The organism is Mycobacterium sp. PSTR-4-N, from assembly GCF_022348085.1.
Classification (GTDB): domain Bacteria; phylum Actinomycetota; class Actinomycetes; order Mycobacteriales; family Mycobacteriaceae; genus Mycobacterium.
The window spans coordinates 88,776-106,527 of the sequence record NZ_JAKRFN010000008.1; the positions used below are offsets into that span (position 1 = coordinate 88,776).

The following is a 17,752-nucleotide window of genomic DNA, read 5'->3' on the forward strand; positions in this document are numbered from 1 at the left end:
CGGTCAGATGGCGAGGCGGCGGGCCAGGCCCGAGGCGCGCGCTGCGCGTCGGCCGACCGCGGCGCGCACCGACGCCTCCGCACCCACCACCCGCACCCGCTTCTTGGCCCGGGTCACGGCGGTGTAGAACAGCTCCCGGGTCAGCAGCCGCGACTCCTGCGGCGGCAACAGCACCGTGACCTCGTCGGCCTGGCTGCCCTGACTCTTGTGGATCGTCATCGCGTGCATGGTGTCCACCTCGGAGAGCCGGCCGGCGGCGAACTCCTGCTCGCCGATCACCACGCGCAGGCCCTCGCCGTGCACGATCGCGACCCCCGTGTCGCCGTTGTACAGCTTGCGGCCGTAGTCGTTGGCCGTCACCAGGACCGGCCGCCCGGCATACCAATCCGCCCAGATCGGCTCACCGGTCGCGTCCGTCAGCCACCGCTCGACCTGACGGTTCCAGTAGGCGATGCCGAACGGACCGCGCCGGTGGGCGCACAGCAGGCGATGCTCGTCGAGCGTGTCGAGTGCGGCCCGCGTGTCCCCGAGGATCGCCGCCTCGCGCAGCCGCAACGCCGGGGGAAGCAGCACGTCGCGCAAATGTTCGCCGGGCGCGTCGGCAGCGATCCACTCGACGTGCTCACCGCCGTCGCGCAGCACCTGCACCGTCTGGTCGGCGTCGCCGTCGCGGATCGCCGCAGCCAGCTCGCCGATGCGGGCACCGAACCGGTGCGAGGTGTGCAGCGCCGCGATCCGCGCGTCGCTGCGCGCCCCGAGGCCGTCGACCAGATCGGCGAGCACCGCGCCCGCTTCCACCGAGGCGAGCTGATCCGGATCACCGGCGAGCACCAGGCGGCTGTCGGGGCGCACGGCCTCGAGCAGGCGGGCCATCAGCGTCAACGACACCATCGACGTCTCGTCGACGACGATCACGTCGTGGGGCAACCGGTTCTCTCGATGGTGACGGAACCGCGAGCCACTGTCGGGGCGTGGGCGCAGCAGTCGGTGCAGCGTCGATGCGGTCAGCGGCGGCAGCCGGTCGCGGTCCTGGGCATCGAGCTCCGCGAGCTCCGAACGCACCGCCTCGAGAAGGCGCGCCGCCGCCTTACCCGTCGGCGCTGCCAGCGCGATGCGCAGCTGTGGCCGCCCGGCGAGGGCGGCCTGTTCTGCGAGCACTGCCAACAGGCGGGCCACCGTCGTGGTCTTGCCGGTGCCCGGCCCGCCCGTCAGTACGGTGAGCGATTGCGCCAGAGCGACATCGGCTGCGCGGCGCTGCTCCTCCCACCCCTCGGGGAACAGCCGCTCCAGACCGGGAGCAGCTGTCGACTGCGGTGCTGCCAGCAGCGCCAGCACGTCGTCGCGAACCTGTTGCTCCTCGCGCCAGTACCGATCGAGGTAGAGCAGATCGGCGTCGGCATCGGAGCGCACATGCACCACCTGCTGAGCCACCAGCGGGCTGGCCCGCACGGCCTCGAGCCACTCCCGCGTTGCAGGCCAAGGCAATTCGGGTCGACCGATCTGCTGGGGCAGCGACCTCAGATCAACGCACACCGACCCCGCGCGCAGCGCCCGCACCGCGAACGCGACAGCCAGCGCGACACTCGGATCGGCTTCGCCGGTCAGGACGCACAGGCGCTGCGCCACATGGACATCGGCAGGCTCCAGCAGCTCGCCGAACGTTTCGAGCGTCGGCGCGGTCACGGGGATTCCCCGCGCAGCCGCACGGTGCGAGCCGTCGAGCTCTCGTCGAGTTCGACGAGATCAGCACGCGACCGCAGGAAGTCGCTGAACGACTTGAAGCCCAACGACTTCTCCGAGAACGACGGATCCATTCGCTTCATCTGCGCCTTGACCGCCGAGTTGTGCAGCCAGTCCACGTCGTCCTTCTCCAACCCGATCTTCAGCGCCCGGGTCAGCAGCGCTGTCGCCGAAGCCTGCGGATCGGGCTCATCGTCGGCGTCGCGACCCTTGGACCGCCGGGTGCGCTTCTTCGGCGCCGTGCCGGTGGGCGATTCGTCGGGCTCGAACACCGGTACGCCCGGCAGTGCGTCGTAGGTGACGAATTCATCGCAGGCCGCCGCCAGTGAGCGGCTGGAGGAGCCCGCAACCCCGATGCCGACGACGTAGCGGCCGAGCCGTTTGCAGCGCTGCGCCAGCGCGATGTAATCCGAATCGCCGCCGACGATCACGACGTGGGTCAGATCGGGCAACCGGAACATGTCCTCGACCGCGTCGACGGCCAGCCGGATGTCGGCACCGTTCTTGCCGTACGCGGCGGCAGGGAACAACTGCACCAGATCGACCGCGCGGCCGACCAATTGGCCGCGATAGTTCGCGTTGACGTCGGCGGACCAGTCCGCGTAGGCCCGGGTGAGGACGAGCGTGCCGAACGACGACGCGAAGTCCACGATGGCGCCGACGTCGACCGTGGCGCGCGCGAGCTTCTCCGCGAAATCACTGGTGCCGGTGTCGCTGGTGGCGTCCCGCGCCCGGTCGCGCTGGAACGAATTGCGGCCGTTGACCTGGTCGTAGCGGCTGATCACGATGTTGTCGAAGTCAAAGTAGACCGCGACGCGGGAGTCCTGGGAGTCCGTCATCGCACCAGTGTCTCCGACGGTGCGTCCCGGGCGAGCAGATCCGAGAGGGCCACGATCAGTTCCGCGGGAGGCTGCCAGCTGAACACCCCGGCCGGGTGGCCGTCCGTCACCGGCGTCTGGGGTCCGCACATTCCGCGCACGTACAGGTACAGCACACCACCGAGATGACGCTGCGGCGAGTAGTCCGTCTGTCGCCAACGCAGAAACCGGTGCAGCACAACGCAGTAGAGCAGCGCCTGCAGTGGATAGTCGGAGTGCAGCATCGCCTCGACCAACCGGGATCGCCCGTAGTCGGCGGCGGTCAGCTCGCCTCCCGGTTCCCCCAGCCAGTTGGTCTTGTAGTCCACCACCAGATAGCGACCGCCGACCCGCAGCACCGCATCGACCGACCCGGTGAGGTAGCCCCGCAGCGACTGGGCGCCCAGCGCACCTCCGGAGAGGCGGCGCGCGTAACCCGCCAGCGGATCGTCCGGCGGCAGATGGCTGTGCACCAGCGCGCCGACGTCGGCGAGGGACAGCGCCGGGCCGGCTGCGCGCAGATCACCGCCGGCCAGTGGGAACTCGAAGTCCAACTCACGCAACCGATCCCGTAATCCGATCTCGCGCAGCGTGGCGCCGTTGGCCAGTGGCCCGAGCGGGGTGTCGTGCATCGGGACCAGCGCAGCGGCCAGCTCGGCCGGGGCCACGTCGACCGGCCACCACTGCGCGTGCCGGACGATCTGTGCTTCCAATTCGGCGGCCAGGTCGGGCGCGAACGGATCGGTCGTCTCGAGCACCGCGTGCACCAGCGTGCCGAACGCCGCACCGGTCGGAAGGTCCGCCATCGGTGAGCGCACCCGCTCACCCGTGTCCACCGGACCGGAGGCCGGGACGTCGGCGACCTCGTCGTCGAGTTCGGTCACCTCCGGCTCGCTGGACACCCCGGGCGCCTCCTCGGCCGAACGGATCAACCCCGAATAAGACGTCCGCCGCCACGACGTGTCGATGCGGCGATGGAAGTGGCGCACGTCCAGACCCACGGGCACCGGCGGTGTGGCGACGGGTGCCGGCGCGGTGATGACGGATTCCTCGAGGACCGGCCCGCCGGCGTCGGCCCAGGCGCGCAGCGCGGCCATGGCGTCGGGGTCGTCGATGCGGGGCGGGTCGCAGCGATCGGGCACCATCGCCTCCCCGGGCCTGCGGCCACGCAGCAGGCGGGACAGTCCGCCGTTGGGTTCATCTGCCGACGGCGCCCACCACGCGACGACCTGGGACTGAGCGCGCGTCATCGCGACGTAGGTGAGCCGCACGTCGTCCCCGGCAGCCTCCTCACGGCCCTGCCGCTGCACCGCATCGTGATCGGGGCTGTGCTCGCCGCCGATGTGCAGACAGCGGGTGTCGCCCTCGTGGTAGAGCACGACGTCGCGGCTCTGGATGTTGCGGTTGAACGCGAACGGCAGATACACGACGGGAAACTGCAGACCCTTGCTCACCCACACCGTCATGATCTGCACAGCCGCGGCGTCACTGTCGAGGCGACGGCTCCGTTCGACCGCGCCGCCACGTTCCTCGCGCTGCGTGCGCAGCCAGTCACGCAGCGCAGGCAGGCTGAAGTGCTCCAGGTGCGCAGTCTCCTGCAGCAGCTGGGTCAGATGCGCCAGGTCGGTCATGTGCCGCTCGCCGTCGACCCAGGACAACACCCGCTCGCCCATGCCGGCGCGCTGAGCCGCTTCGAACACCGCGGCCACGCCGCGCTCCCGCGCGTGATCAGCCCAGCTGCGCAACGTCTCGGTGATCCGATCGGTCAGCCGATCGCCCTCGGCGACAAGGCTTTCCGCGGTCTCACCGAAGAACATCGTGGTGGCTGCCGCCCGCACCAGACCGGACCGCTGCGGCTGGTCGAACGCTTCGAGCAGACACAGCCAGTCATCGGCGGCCGGCGAGGCGAACACATCGGAGTCGCCGGTGTAGACGGCGGGGATGTTCGCCGCGTTGAGCGCCTCGAAGCAGGCACGCCCGTCGCGGTGGCTCTCGACGATCACCGCGACGTCGCCGGGCACCACTGGGTTTCCGCAGTAGGTGGCCCCGGCGGCGAGCAGCGCGGCGATGTCGGCGGCCATGTCCTTCGGGATGTGCTCCCGCAGCCGATCGATCGGGATGGTCTTGTCGGGGCGCACCCGCAGCTGCTCGCGGGTGACCACCCGCAGCCGGAACGGCGCATTCTGCGGCGCACCAGCCAGCCGATGCTCGGGGTGCGCGGCGGCCACCGGCCGCACCACGATGCGCGGGTCCCCGAGCTGCGCATCCCGCATCACCGCCTGCAGACTCGCGACCAGCGGGCCGTCGCTGCGATAGTTCGTGCCCAGCGTGCGCTGCCGTCCCGCGCTCGACGCGGCGTGCAGATACGTGACGATGTCACCGCCGCGGAACGCGTAGATCGCCTGCTTCGGATCACCGATCAGGATCACCGTGGAGTGTCCGCTGAACGCGCGGTCGATGACCTGCCACTGCACCGGATCGGTGTCCTGGAACTCGTCGACCATGACGATCGACCAGCGCCGCCGCATCCGGGTACGCGCGGGGGAGTCGTCGGCCTCGAGCGCGTCGGCGAGCCGGGACAGCAGATCGTCGTAGTGCAGGATGCCGAGCCGGCGTTTACGCGTCTCCAGTTCCGCGCAGACCGCGGTCGCGAACTCGACCCGCACCGCCGGGTCCGTGCCGGGCGCGGGATCGGCAGGCCGCAGCTCGGTGTGCGCACCGGCGACGACCTCGCGGGCCAGACGCAGCGCGGCGTCGTAGGACAGCAGTGGTTCCTCGCGCTGCTGACCGAAATGCGCGAGGTACAGGTCGTCGACGATGTCGCGCACCACATCCTCGAGGCTTTCCACCAGCTGCACACCGGAATCGGTGTCCCCGGCCACCCCGAGACTCTTCAACACCAGCTGGCAGAACTGGTGAGTGGTCGCGATCGTGGCGGCGTCGAACCCGGCCAGCGCGTCACGCAGCCGCTGTCGCCGCAGGGCGAGTTCGTCGGCCGGGCCCGACAGCAGGTGGGTGGGCACCGCGTCGTTGCGGGCGCGGGCCGGATCGCCGAGTGCGAGCAGGGCGTCGAGGATCTGGGCGCGTACCCGCTCCCGCAGCTCCTGGCTGGCCGCCCGCCCGAAGGTGATCAGCAGCATCTGGTCGAGCGTCGCAACCCCTTCTGCGACATAGCGGGTCACCAAACCGGCCAGGGTGTAAGTCTTTCCGGTACCCGCACTGGCTTCCAGCACCGTCGTGGTGCGCGGCTCGGGCAGCGGGCCCAGCAGGTCGAACGGTTCCATCTAGTCCGGCATCCTCTCGGCGCGCAGCATCGGAGACCACAACCGGGACGCGTAGGCCGGAAGGCCCGCGGCGACCAGGTCGACCAGCGGACGGCCAGGACCCCACACCGTGACGTGCGCGGGCTCGGCGTCCTCGCCGGGATACCCGCCGGACTTCCACTTCCAGCCGGCCTCCCGCGACGGCGCGCCGCGGTGGTGCTCGGTCTCCGCCCAGGCGTAGGACGTCTTGGGCGGCAACGGAATCGGTGCGCGACGCCCGTCGTCGTACATCTCGACGAGATCGGCCAGCACACCGGCGGCGTCGTCGGGCGGTCCCAACAGCCGTTGTCGTGGGGTGTCGCCGCGTTTGGCTCGACCGATGCACACCGCCGACCAATCCCTGCCGGGATGGTGAGCGGCCAACGCCACCAGTCGAATCCACGATTCCAGTAGGTGCCTGCCGTCGAGCTTGGAATAGGTGACCCACACCAGGCGCTCGCCGTAGACGCGCGGCACGGTGCCCGTGACGCGGCGGTCTGTGTCTATGGCGGCGCCGACCGCGACGTCGACGTCGAACGCCTCGGGCGCACGGGTGCGGTGCTGCTGGGCGGCCGCAGCGAGCGCGGCGGTGCGCTGCGCGAGTTCCTGGGCTTGCCGCCAACCGAGCCGGCCCGGCGGAAGCGAACCACGACGCCACTCGGCCTGCTGGGCCTGCGCCGGTGTCATCCCGCGCTGCATGTCCTCGAGCATCCGGGCGCCGATCTTCCACTCCGCCAACGCATCGATCTCGACCGGCATCCCGTCCTCGACGGCATCGACGTCCCACGGCAGCGTGTAGTCGAGAGCCCGGAAGAAGCCCTTGACCGGATCCTTGAAGAACGTGATCAGATCGTCGAGGACGACGTCGTCGAGCGGTGGCGCCGGTAGCGGCGCCCCGACCAGCGGCGGCTTGACCGTCCGCTGAGCCGTCGAGGCCCGGGCCGCGGTCAGCGCGGCGGTGTCGAACGTGAACGGCTCGTCCGGACGCGTTCCCAGCGCCCCCGGTGTGACATTGCGGATGTCGAAGGGCTGCAACGGATGTCGAATGTGTACCTGCTCGCAGACCGGCTGCTGCGCGGTGACGTCGAGCGCGTCGAGGAGCTCGACGAGCGGCACGGCCGGCGGCTTGCGTTGACCCGAGTACTCGTTGGCGCCGGTGTAGGTGATCACCAGGCGCTCGGTCGCCGCACCGATCGCGTCGAGCAGCAACTGGCGATCCTCGGAGCGACTGTCCCGTTCACCGGTCACCGGGTCGCGCGCCAGCGCGTCGTCGCCGTCGGTGACTCCTTGCCGTGGGAAGACCCCGTCGTCGAGACCCACCAGGCACACCACGCGGTGAGGGACCGAGCGCATCGGGACCATCGTGCACACCGTCAGCGTGCCGGTGCGGAAGTTGGCGCGCGTCGGTCGACCGGCGAGGTGGCGGTCCAATAGTGCCTTCACATCGGCGAGGCGCAACAGGGTCTCGGACTGCGCGCCGGCGTCAGCGAGGATGTCGCCGAACTCCCGGTCCACCTGGGCGCCCTGCCACGCATCGGCGTCCGGGGCGGCGGTGAGCTGGTCGAGACCGCTGCGCAGGGCTGTCAGCCATCCGCCCAATGTCCTTGTGCCGCTGAGGTCCTCGACCGCGACGCGGAGCAGCTCGACGTACTCGGCGAGTCGCCCCGCGAGCTCCACCCGGTTGCTGCCGACGTCGTCGAGGGGCAGCGTGGTGTCCAGCCAGGTGTGGGCGTCCTCCGAGACGGCGACGCCGGCCAGTACCCGGTCGATGCCGAACCGCCAGGTGTTCTGCACGAAGTCGACCCCATACGGATGGCGGTGTCCGCGGTCGAAGCCCCAGCGGATGTTGGCCTCCCGCACCCAGTCGCCGATCGTGTCGAGATCGTCGTCGCTGAAGCCGAACCGGAAACGCACCGGTGCGGCCTCCGCGAGGTTGAGCACCTCGCTGGCGGTCGCCCGCCCGCCGGCCAGGATGAGCAACTGACTCGCCACTGCGAGCAACGGATTGGTCTGGGTGAGCGCGCGGTCGGCCAACTTGACGCGCAGTCGATGGGCGGGGTGCGCGTCGGACACCACATCCCCGAGACCGAAACCCGCGACGATGAGTGGTGCATATGTCTCGATGTCGGGGCACATGACGAGGATGTCGCGCGGCTCGAGCGTGGGATCGTCGGCCAGCATGCCGAGCAGCACCTCACGCAGAACGTCGATCTGGCGAGCGGGGCCGTGGCAGCTGTGCACCTGGACCGACCGGTCGGTCGCGTCGAGCCAACGACCTTGCGGGCGAACGCTGTTGGCGGCGATGTCGGACTGGAGCCAGCCGAGCAGTGTGGGCGGGCGGTCGGCGGCGCCGAGGAACTCGTCGACTGCGGGGTCGGCGGGAAGGGCCCGCTCCAGCTCGCGCAGATCGCGGCCGAGCGTCGCGAGAAGCGGGTGCCCCACCGCGCGGTGCGACGTGTCGGTACGCCGCGGCACCGGTCCATGACTGCCGCGCAGTGCCGCCCACAGTACGTCGCTGGGATGCGGGAGCCACAGGTGCAGATCGTGATGCGTGCTGAGCGCTTGCAGGAGTTCGATCTCGGTGCGCGGCAAGCGGGTGTGACCGAACAGCGACAACCGCGCGGGTAGATCTGAAGGTGAATGCCGAAGACGAGCAACAGCTTCGGCGTGACGTACCGGCGGGGGCTCGGCAGCGACGCGGGCCAGCAGAGCGCGGTAGAGCTCAGGCTGCCAGCTCAGGTCGGCGTCGAGGGCGTCACTGCGGCGCTGCGCCCAGTCGATCAACAGCTGCGGACGTTGCCGGGCGTAGGAGGCGAACAGGCCGGCGAGGCGACGGGCGACGGCATAGCGCCTGCCCTGGCGCAGTTCTCGCTCCTCGCCCTGCTCATGATGGCCGAGATGGGCGGCCAGGGTGGCACACCACGGCTGGTCGAGCGAGCTGTCGATGACCTCGAGTAGCGGCCACACCATGGCCTCGGGTGCCCATGGATCGTCGTCGGTGGTGCCGGTCAGTTCCGCGACGAGTGAGCGCGGATGGCGGAACGTGATCCCGGCGCACACCCCGTCCTGACCGCCACCGCGCCCCAGGATGTGGGAGAGCCGCTGGCTGAGCCAGCGTTCGGTGCCGCGCGCCGACACCAGCACCAGGTCCTCGGCGAAGGGGTCGGCAGGCGGGTCTGCGAGCATCGCACCCAGGCCGTCGGCGAGCAGGTCGGTGCGATCAGCCCGATGGAGGTGTAGCGCCATCGCAGCTCAGACTACGGGCGCGCGCTCGCAGGCGGTGAGCGCACACGAAATGCCATGCTCGGCGGCGCGTCGGTGTGCAGACGCGCGCGCTCGCCGAATGGGTCAGCCGCGTTCGATGACGTTGCCGGTGCCGGCCTGCGAGGTCTTGGGGTCGCCGGTCCGGTAGGTCACCGTGTTGTCGAAGCCCGAGACGTTGATGGCGCCCGCCGACTCCACCGTCAGCTCGTTCTCCATGCCGGACACCGAGACCTCGGCGCACGAGCCCTGCACCTCGATCGTGTTGTTCATCCCGCTGATGCTCACGGTTCCCTGATTGCAGATCACGGTCTGCGTGCGATCGACACCGCCGATCGACAGCGACCCGCCCGCTTCGACGGTGAGCACCTGGTCATCACCGCCGATGCCGGGGATCGCCGGAATCGAGGGAATCGCCGGGATCGCCGGGATCGCCGGAACGGACGGTTCGGCGACGGAACCGCCCCCGCCGGACGTGCTCGGCCGACCGGGCACCGTGCTCGTTGCGACGTTGTTCCCGACGAAGTAGACGACGACGCCGATCACCCCGCCGATGATCACCAGACCGGCGATCAACGGAATCAGCCACACCGCAGGATTCGAGCGCTTGTGCACGACCTGCTGCGGGGCCGCGAAGTACGGCGAACCGTGGGGCTGCTCGAAGGACGGGGTGGGGTACGGGTACGGAGGCACCGGCACCGCGGAACTGCCCCGCTCCAAGTCCCTGATGCGGGCCTCGGGATCCCCTGTCGGCTCCATGCGCAGATGCTCGCACAACCGCGGCGCGCCTGCGCGGATCTGACCAAACCCTGACCGGTGACCACGCGCGGCGGTTGAGTTCACGGCCCGGTGGTACCCATGCGCCATGGTGGCACCGGGCTTCCTCGCCATCGGCAGCGGTCCCGCGGGTGTCAGCGCGGCCGAGACCTTCCGCGCGCCCGGCACCGCCACATCCCCGTGCGCATCCTGTCCGCCGATCCCGCGCTGCCCTATGCCAAGCCGCCCTTGAGCAAGCAGTTCCTGTGCGGCCAGCCCGCAGAACTCGACCTGCACAGCGCCGGCTGGTTCCACCGCAATGCCATCGATCTCGTCCTCGGGGTCACCGTCGAGCGCATCGACACCGCCGCCCAGGAGATCGTCACCGCGGGTGGTGCCCGCTATCCCTACTGGCACCTGGTGCTCGCATCGGGTGCCACGCCGGTGCCGCTGACGGTGCCGGGCGCGGAGTCGGCGTTACCTCTGCGGTCGTTCGGCGACGCGGTGGCGCTGCGAATGGCGGCGCGCCACGCCGACTCGGCGGTCGTGGTCGGGGCGGGTCTGATCGGGTGCGAGGCGGCGGCCTGCCTGGCGGCCGGTGGTCTGGACACCGTGCTCGTCGCGCCCGAACCGGTGCCGCTCGCCCGCCGTTTCGGCCTCGACGTGGGTGAGCGCGTGGTCAAGATGCTCTCCGATGCCGGTGTGCGCTTCACCGGTTCCGCCCCGGTCGCCGCGGTCACCGGCACCGGGGTGGTGCTGGACTCCGGCGAGTGCATCGACGCCGACCTGGTGGTCGCCGCCACGGGCGTGCGCCCCGACGTCCGGCTGGCGCAGCAGGCAGGGCTGCAGATGAGCGGAGGGCGCGTCGTGGTCGACGAACACATGCGCACCTCGGTGCAGAACGTCTTCGCCGCCGGCGACATCACGCTGGCCCACAACGTCACCGCGGGCCGGGCGGTGGCCGCCGAGCACTGGCGCGACGCCGCCCAGCAGGGGTTGGTGGCGGGGTCGACCGCGGCCGGCTACCCGGCCGTCTGGGACCGGGTGCCCCGCTTCTCCTGCTCGATCGGGTCGGTGACGATGCGTCACCGTGGCTGGGGCGACGACTGGGATTCCTGTCGGGTCACCGACCGGCGACACGGCTTCACCGCGGCGTACACGCGCCTCGGTCACGAGGTGGCAACCCTGGTGGCTACAACCAATCCCGGCGCTTGAACGCCACGTAGAGAATCGCGACCATCACGACGATGAGCGCGGTGCTGGTGACGAAGCCCGCGACGGTCTCGATTCCGGGATAGTCGACGTTCTGGCCGTAGAACCCCGTGATCGCCGTCGGGACCGCGATGATGGCCGCCCACCCGGTCAGCTTCTTCATCACCACGTTCAGTCGCGCGTCCTGTAGCGAGAGGTTCGTCTCGAACACCGTGGTGACCATGTCGCGCAACGATTCCGTCCACTCCGATGCTCGCAGCACGTGGTCGTACAGATCGGCGTACACCGCGTCGAGTTCCGGGGCGGTCTTCGCGTCGAGGCGACGGTGTTGAATGGCCGAGACCACCTCCCGCATCGGCAGCACCACCCGGCGCAGCGCCACCAGGTCCTTGCGCAGCTGAAATGTCTTGCGCTGCAATCCCTTGGGTGGCGCCTCGTCGGCGAACAGATCGTCCTCGAGGCCCTCGATCGCATCGTCGAGCGCCTGTACCGCGGCGAAGTGGCCGTCGACCACGACATCGAGCAATCCGTGCACCAGTGAGCCGACCCCGTACTGCTGACCGCCGAGCTCGTCGAAGCGGCGGGACACCTCGTCGATGTCGATGTGCGGCGACAACCGCACGGTGATCAGGCCGCGGGGCAGGACGAACCCCGAGATCCGGTGCACCTCGAGCAACGACGACGGGGAATCGTCCTGCGCCGGTGGTGCGGTCACGGTCACCGAGTACACCGTGAAGAAGGTATGGGTGCGGTACACCACCGCCTTGGTGCGTTCGGATTCGGCGAGCGCGTCCTCCACCGCCCACGAGTTCAGATGCAGCTCGGCGGCAAGGTCTTTGAGGATCGCTTGGTCGGGGTCGTAGATGTCGCACCACACGAGCGTGTCGTCACCGCTGAGACAGTCCGAGATCGCCGAGAAGTCGAAATCGTCCTGAGGTTCACCGTGCCGCCAGATCCGGCCGCGCACATGGGTCATCGCAGTGGGGGCATGTGTCAGCCGAGCGTGAATTCGTCAGCCAGACCGTCGATTCCGGCTTGGATGGCGTCGAGAGCGGGTTTACGCGCCTTCAGTTTGGTGGCCCGGTGGGCGCCGGCGTGCAGCGTGCTCGCCGCCTCCTGGGCCACCTGCTGAGCGCGGGCGAGCACCTGATCGGCCTCGACGATCTCGTCGAGCCAGCCCGCCGCGATCGCGTCGTCACCGACGAACGTCGCGGCGAGGGCGGTGCCGCGCTCGAAGGCCGCCGGCGTGAGCCGCATCCGCATGATCTCGATCGCCGAGATCGGGATGGTCATGCCGATCGCGACCTCGATCGCCTGGCAGCGCGACTTCGGACCACCCACGCGATGGTCGGCCGACAACAGCAGGAACGATCCCATCGCGATCGCGGGACCGGTCGCGGCGATGATCACCGGTACCGGGAACGTCAGCGTGCGCAGCGAGAGCCGGAAGCCGCCAGAGAGCATGCCGAGCGCGGCCGCCGGATCGCCGGACTGGAACACCGCGAGGTCGAAGCCGCCGCTGAAGACGCGGGAGTTGCCTGCCAGCACGACGGCTTTGGCGCTGCCGGCCTCGACGTCGGACTCGGCCCGGTCCAGCGCCTCGTTGATCGCGGCCTGCATGTCCGGGCCCAGGACGTTGACCTTGCCGTCGTCGAGGGTGATGGTGGCCACGGATTCCGCGAGCTCATAGGACACGGTGCTGGTCATCGGGCCTCCTGGGGCGAGGGGTCGGGGCGCCTCGAACCTAACAGCGGCCCAGAAAGCATCGGCGACCCGGGACTACTCACTCGCCGTCGCACGGGGACCGCGTAGTCAGGTACTCGACTACGCACGACCCGGCCCGCGCACGTCCCTAGCGTGATGGTCGAGCGCGGCGGTGACGAGGGGTCGCCGCGCTTCCAGCTACAGGAGGACGACCATGGGTGCACACCGCAAGCCGGCAGAGCCGCAACCCGATCGCCGCAGGCGCCGGGTGAAAGTCCGAAAGGTGCGGCGCGACAGCGGGATTCCCACGCTCGGTCTGTGGGAGTGCGGAATCGGCGCGGGCTGGCGGTGACGGCCGGTTTCAGACCGTGCTGACCAGTGCGGGCTGCGCGGCTGGCGTCTCGATGGTCGCCGGGGAGGCCATCAGACGCTCGCCGCGGGCCACCCAATCGGGGTCGGCCCACTCGACCTGCGCCGGCAACCGCCGCCAGTACGACGGATGAGCTCGCAGGTAGCACTCCACGCTGGCGTGCACGGCGGCGCCGCCGGGTAACCGCCGCGGCGACATGGCATGCGCGCTGCCGGCGAGCGCGTCGATCGGGCTCGGAGCTTGCCGGGCCGCGGGGTCGGCGAGCTCGATGCCCGCATCCACGGCGCCGTCGAGGACCCAGTCGAGCGCGATGTCCGACAGCGCCGCGCACGAGTGCCGGCCGCGGGTGACGTCACCGTGCCCGCCGCGAAACCACACGTCCTGATGCGTGGCCGCATCGCCGCCGAGTGGGATCGCGGCCACGCGGGCGTCGATCGACAGCGCATGCCGGGCCATCTCCACCTGAGCCAGAGCGCCGGCGGTGGCCGCCCGCGGCATGCCGGGGATAACCCGGGTGTCCCACAGCCCGAGGAACCGCACGGCCACCGATGTCTCGCCCTGGCCGCGCAGGTCGGCGACGACTTTGCGCACCCGCTGCCAATCGTCGTGCTCGCGCACGGTTCGGGGCATCGCGTACACGCTCAGCAAGTAGCCGCGCAGCTCCGCCAGCGATTCCGACGTGTCGTCCCCGGGAAGCACCCCCACCGTGCCGATCAACCGGGCCACGGCGCGGGCACACACGCCGTCTCGGCCCGCACCCGCGATGAACACGTGGTCTCCTGGTTCCCACGAGTCGGCGAGGAAGTCATAGGCCGCGACGACGTGTCGCCGTGCCGCGTCGACCACATGACGGTGTGGCCGTCGGCCGTCTCGTGGCACGTGCGCAGAGGTCCAGACGAGCTGCCCGGCGGATCGGCGCAGCATCCCGGCGAACGCTGCGGCGTTGCCGGCCGGGTTGAAGTTGTCGAAACACAGCGCGATGTTCTTCACGATGGCCCCCGACGGGATGTGCGGATGCGCTGGTAGGAGAGTTTGCCAGAACGCGGTGCCGCGGGGGCCGGAATCAGCCGAACGAGCGGACCTCAGCCACCCATCAGGGTGCGCCACTGATCGAGACTGCTGGCCCGGTAGACGTAGTTGCTGCGCCGGACGGAGTCCAGCGGGGCGCTCTTCGCCGCCGAATACCAGTGGCCGGGGAACACGGTCGGATCACCGGGCAGGGCGGCCAGCGCCTGCAGGCTACGGAACATGTCGTCGACGTTGCCGCCGGGGAAGTCGGTGCGGCCGCAGCCCTCGAGGAACAGCGTGTCCCCGGCGACCAGCCGGCCGTCGAGCAGGAAGCACTGGCTGCCCGGCGTATGGCCGGGCGTGTGCAGTAGTTCGATGTCGATCGCCCCGACCTCGACGGTGTCGCCGTGCTGGTGCGAGGTCAGCTCACTCGGTGCGATACCCGTGATCCGGGAGACCCAGTCGGCCTCGTGGGTGTTGACATGCACCGGCACGCTGACCCGTTCGAGCAGCTCGGCCAACCCCTTGAGCTCGAAGCCCATCATCGATCCGCCGACGTGATCGGGATGGTGGTGGGTGACCAGAACGCCGGACAGCCGCATGCCGTCGGATTCGAGGACGTCGACCAGATCCTGCGCGGCGTAGGCAGGGTCGACGATCACCGCGTCGCCGGTCTCGGCGTCGCCGATCAGGTAGGCGAAGTTGCGCATCTGCTGGGCGATCATGTCGCCGGCGGCGAAATCGCGGCCGGCGAGGAGCTGACGGAAGTAGAGACGATCGTCTTCGGCCATGCGGGTCAGCGTAGGCGCACAGGCCGCAACGGCCCTCGGGTGCCCGGCGCGACCAGCGGTTTGGCGCCGCAATCGGTGAGAATGTACCCTCTTTAAGGCCCGTCGCTCTATGACGTGCTGCAGGCCCCCTTAGCTCAGTCGGCAGAGCGTTTCCATGGTAAGGAAAAGGTCAACGGTTCGATTCCGTTAGGGGGCTCGGTGGACCGCTCTGCGGGTCCGTCCGGGGCGGTGTAGCTCAGCTGGTTAGAGCGCACGACTCATAATCGTGAGGTCGGGGGATCGAGCCCCCCCACCGCTACAAGACACTGACGAGACGTAGAAGAGAGAGACGACTGCCGTGGCCTCCAGTACCGACGTACGGCCCAAGATCACCTTGGCCTGCGAGGTGTGCAAGCACCGCAACTACATCACCAAGAAGAACCGCCGCAACGATCCCGACCGGCTCGAGATCAAGAAGTTCTGCCCGAACTGCGGCAAGCACCAGGCGCACAAAGAATCGCGCTAGGCGCACCATCTGCCGTGTCTTTCCTGGACGAGTACGTCGGGCTGCACTATCGCCATCCCGACCACTACGTCGTCGGCCGTGAGAAGATCCGCGAGTACGCGACCGCGGTCAAGAACGACGACGAGGCGTTCTTCACCGAAGAAGCGGTGGCCGAGCTCGGCCACGACGCGCTGCTCGCGCCCCTGACGTTCATCTCGGTGTTCGGCTACCAGGCGCAGCGGGCGATGTTCGATTCAGCCGGCATCGCGATCACCGACGCCCAGATCGTCCAGGTGGACCAGTCCTTGAAGTTCGTCCGTCCGATCAAGGCCGGCGACACGCTCTACTGCGACGTCTGGATCGACTCGGTCCGCACGGCACACGGCACCGACATCATCGTCACCAAGAACATCGTCAGTAACAGCAACGGCGACGTCGTGCAGGAGTCCTACACCACCCTGGCGGGGCGGAGCGAAGAAGACGGAGAGAGTGGCTTTTCAGATGGCACTGCGTGAGTTCAGTTCGGTCAAGGTCGGCGATCAGCTGCCCGAGAAGGTCATCCCGCTGACGCGGGCCGACCTGGTCAACTACGCCGGCGTCTCCGGTGACCTCAACCCCATCCACTGGGACGACGACATCGCCAAGCAGGTCGGCCTGGACACCGCGATCGCCCACGGCATGCTGACCATGGGTCTGGGTGGCGGATACGTGACTTCCTGGGTGGGCGACCCGGCCGCCGTCACCGAGTACAACGTGCGCTTCACCGCCGTCGTCCCCGTCCCCAACGACGGCAAGGGTGCCGAGATCGTGTTCAACGGACGCGTGAAATCCGTTGAGGCGGAATCGAAGTCGGTCACCATCGCGCTGACCGCGACCGCGGGTGGCAAGAAGATCTTCGGCCGCGCCGTTGCCGTGGCCAAGCTGGCGTAGGGAGGTCGACGATGGCTCTGAAAACCGACATCCGGGGCATGGTCTGGCAGTACCCGGAGCCCTTCGTGGTGGGTCGCGAACAGATCCGCCAGTACGCCACCTCGGTCAAGGCGTTCGACCCCGCCAGCCACGACGTGGACGCTGCGGCCGAACTCGGCCACAAAGGGCTGGTCGCGGGCCCGACATTCATGTCGATCCTCGCGGTGATGACACAGCGGCACTTCTTCCAGAATGTCGACGTGGGCTTCGAGACGATGCAGATCGTCCAGGTCGACCAGAAGTTCCTGTTCCACCGGCCCATCGGCGAGGGGGACAAGCTCACCGCCACCATGTACATCGAGTCCGTCGACGAACGCTTCGGCGCCGACATCGTCACCACCCGCAACGTGCTGACCGAGGACGACGGCACGGTCGTCATGGAAGCGTTCACCACGCTGATGGGCCACGAAGGCGACAACTCGATCTCGGCCGGATGGGATCCGGAGACCGGCCAGGTGGTCCGCAAGCCCGTCATCCACGACACGGTGGACGACACCGGGCCGGCGACGGATTAGCAACTCCGCCCCGCGGCGCGCTACACTCGGCACTTGGGTTTTCCCAGTTGAGCGCGCTGTCCGTCGGGGCTTGTGTCACCGCACGGGGAGCGCGCGAATTGTGTGGGCCCTACAGGGAACCCGTCTAGGGGCGTAGCTCAACTGGCAGAGCAGCGGTCTCCAAAACCGCAGGTTGCAGGTTCAAGTCCTGTCGCCCCTGCTCAACTGAATACTCGATACGTAGGGTCGGACTGGTCTGGATACTGGACTGCAGGCCCCACGAACCGGGACCGATTACGACCGATCACGAGGGAGCACGCGGTGAGCGACGAGCGCGACGGTGCCAGCTCGGCAGGCACCGACAGCGGCGCGGAGACCGACGGCGGTGACGCACGAGCGCAGACCGCGGTCGTGACGCGTCCGCTGAGACCCACGGGTAAGCGATCGCGTCGAGCGGCGGATGTCGACGACACCGCGGCCGACGACACCGACGCCGCGCCCGAAACCGACAGTTCGGGCGGCAAGGACAATGGCAACGGTCCGAAGGCGAAGAAGAAGACCGCGCGCAAGCCCAAGGACGGGCCGTCCCGCAATCCCATCGTCTTCGTCATCAACTACCTGAGGGAAGTTGTCGGCGAGCTGCGCAAGGTCATCTGGCCGAACCGCAAGCAGATGGTCAGCTACACCACCGTGGTGCTGGTGTTCCTGGTCTTCATGGTGGCGCTGATCGGCGGAGTCGACCTGGGCCTGGCCAAGCTCGTGACGTTGGTGTTCGGCTGACCGCACGGTCACCCGACCCGACGC

The 17,752-nt window shown here is 69.2% G+C and carries 16 protein-coding genes and 3 tRNA genes; 10 read left to right on the top strand and 9 right to left on the bottom strand.

Features of this window, described 5'->3' with window-relative positions; all coding sequences use genetic code 11:
• Positions 1 to 3 precede the first annotated feature (3 nt).
• The 5 genes from recD to MHN84_RS13580 all read right to left on the bottom strand — a co-directional run bounded on the left by recD (position 4) and on the right by MHN84_RS13580 (position 9,919).
• Positions 4 to 1,683 carry an exodeoxyribonuclease V subunit alpha gene (gene recD / locus MHN84_RS13560; RefSeq protein ID WP_241205074.1) on the bottom strand — a complete coding sequence of 560 codons (1,680 nt, stop codon included), beginning with the start codon at positions 1,681 to 1,683 and terminating at the stop codon, positions 4 to 6.
• Positions 1,680 to 2,579 carry an NYN domain-containing protein gene (locus tag MHN84_RS13565; protein WP_241205075.1) on the bottom strand — a complete coding sequence of 300 codons (900 nt, stop codon included), beginning with the start codon at positions 2,577 to 2,579 and terminating at the stop codon, positions 1,680 to 1,682. The genes recD and MHN84_RS13565 overlap by 4 nt, the downstream gene beginning before the upstream one ends.
• Entirely contained in the window at positions 2,576 to 5,881 is a 3,306-nt protein-coding gene (recB, locus tag MHN84_RS13570) for an exodeoxyribonuclease V subunit beta (RefSeq protein ID WP_241205076.1), read from the bottom strand. The genes MHN84_RS13565 and recB overlap by 4 nt, the downstream gene beginning before the upstream one ends.
• Positions 5,882 to 9,145 (bottom strand): exodeoxyribonuclease V subunit gamma, encoded by a 3,264-nt coding sequence (recC, locus tag MHN84_RS13575; protein ID WP_241205077.1) that lies wholly within the window; start codon positions 9,143 to 9,145, stop codon positions 5,882 to 5,884.
• Between the two features lie 102 nt (positions 9,146 to 9,247).
• Positions 9,248 to 9,919, bottom strand: a complete 672-nt coding sequence (locus MHN84_RS13580; protein WP_241205078.1) for a DUF3060 domain-containing protein — start codon at positions 9,917 to 9,919, stop codon at positions 9,248 to 9,250.
• A 198-nt stretch (positions 9,920 to 10,117) separates the two neighbouring features.
• Between MHN84_RS13580 and MHN84_RS13585 the strand changes: the two genes are divergently transcribed.
• Positions 10,118 to 11,131, top strand: coding sequence for an FAD/NAD(P)-binding oxidoreductase (locus MHN84_RS13585; RefSeq protein WP_308192943.1), 1,014 nt, complete (start codon positions 10,118 to 10,120; stop codon positions 11,129 to 11,131).
• On the opposite strand, the gene MHN84_RS13590 is transcribed toward MHN84_RS13585, so the two are convergent.
• Positions 11,109 to 12,104 carry a magnesium transporter CorA family protein gene (locus MHN84_RS13590; protein WP_241205079.1) on the bottom strand — a complete coding sequence of 332 codons (996 nt, stop codon included), beginning with the start codon at positions 12,102 to 12,104 and terminating at the stop codon, positions 11,109 to 11,111. The genes MHN84_RS13585 and MHN84_RS13590 overlap by 23 nt on opposite strands.
• Positions 12,105 to 12,121: 17 nt before the next feature.
• Complete coding sequence (locus MHN84_RS13595) at positions 12,122 to 12,835, bottom strand: crotonase/enoyl-CoA hydratase family protein (protein ID WP_241205080.1); 714 nt, start codon at positions 12,833 to 12,835, stop codon at positions 12,122 to 12,124.
• Between the two features lie 211 nt (positions 12,836 to 13,046).
• On the opposite strand from MHN84_RS13595, the gene MHN84_RS13600 reads away from it, so the two are divergent.
• Positions 13,047 to 13,184 carry a hypothetical protein gene (locus tag MHN84_RS13600; protein ID WP_241205081.1) on the top strand — a complete coding sequence of 46 codons (138 nt, stop codon included), beginning with the start codon at positions 13,047 to 13,049 and terminating at the stop codon, positions 13,182 to 13,184.
• A 9-nt stretch (positions 13,185 to 13,193) separates the two neighbouring features.
• Here the strand turns inward: MHN84_RS13600 and MHN84_RS13605 are convergent, their stop codons facing one another.
• Both MHN84_RS13605 and MHN84_RS13610 read right to left on the bottom strand, forming a co-directional pair.
• Entirely contained in the window at positions 13,194 to 14,192 is a 999-nt protein-coding gene (locus MHN84_RS13605) for a DUF2235 domain-containing protein (RefSeq protein WP_241205082.1), read from the bottom strand.
• A 92-nt stretch (positions 14,193 to 14,284) separates the two neighbouring features.
• Positions 14,285 to 15,001, bottom strand: a complete 717-nt coding sequence (locus tag MHN84_RS13610; RefSeq protein WP_241205083.1) for an MBL fold metallo-hydrolase — start codon at positions 14,999 to 15,001, stop codon at positions 14,285 to 14,287.
• A gap of 123 nt (positions 15,002 to 15,124) precedes the next feature.
• Here MHN84_RS13610 and MHN84_RS13615 point away from each other — a divergent pair.
• The 8 genes from MHN84_RS13615 to secE all read left to right on the top strand — a co-directional run bounded on the left by MHN84_RS13615 (position 15,125) and on the right by secE (position 17,728).
• Positions 15,125 to 15,197 (top strand) — tRNA-Thr (locus tag MHN84_RS13615).
• A 28-nt stretch (positions 15,198 to 15,225) separates the two neighbouring features.
• Positions 15,226 to 15,299: transfer RNA gene (locus MHN84_RS13620), tRNA-Met, on the top strand.
• Between the two features lie 39 nt (positions 15,300 to 15,338).
• Complete coding sequence (gene rpmG / locus MHN84_RS13625; RefSeq protein ID WP_003929651.1) at positions 15,339 to 15,506, top strand: 50S ribosomal protein L33; 168 nt, start codon at positions 15,339 to 15,341, stop codon at positions 15,504 to 15,506.
• A 14-nt stretch (positions 15,507 to 15,520) separates the two neighbouring features.
• Positions 15,521 to 16,000 (top strand): (3R)-hydroxyacyl-ACP dehydratase subunit HadA, encoded by a 480-nt coding sequence (gene hadA / locus MHN84_RS13630; RefSeq protein WP_241205084.1) that lies wholly within the window; start codon positions 15,521 to 15,523, stop codon positions 15,998 to 16,000.
• Complete coding sequence (hadB, locus tag MHN84_RS13635) at positions 15,987 to 16,415, top strand: (3R)-hydroxyacyl-ACP dehydratase subunit HadB (RefSeq protein WP_241205085.1); 429 nt, start codon at positions 15,987 to 15,989, stop codon at positions 16,413 to 16,415. Before hadA ends, hadB begins: the two co-directional genes overlap by 14 nt.
• Before the next feature lie 11 nt (positions 16,416 to 16,426).
• Positions 16,427 to 16,969: a (3R)-hydroxyacyl-ACP dehydratase subunit HadC gene (gene hadC / locus MHN84_RS13640; RefSeq protein ID WP_241205086.1), complete on the top strand. Its 543-nt coding sequence runs from the start codon at positions 16,427 to 16,429 to the stop codon at positions 16,967 to 16,969.
• Positions 16,970 to 17,095: 126 nt separating this feature from the next.
• Positions 17,096 to 17,168: transfer RNA gene (locus MHN84_RS13645), tRNA-Trp, on the top strand.
• A gap of 101 nt (positions 17,169 to 17,269) precedes the next feature.
• A complete protein-coding gene (gene secE, locus MHN84_RS29875; protein WP_241205087.1) occupies positions 17,270 to 17,728 on the top strand; it encodes a preprotein translocase subunit SecE in 459 nt (152 codons plus the stop codon).
• The last annotated feature ends 24 nt before the right edge of the window (positions 17,729 to 17,752 follow it).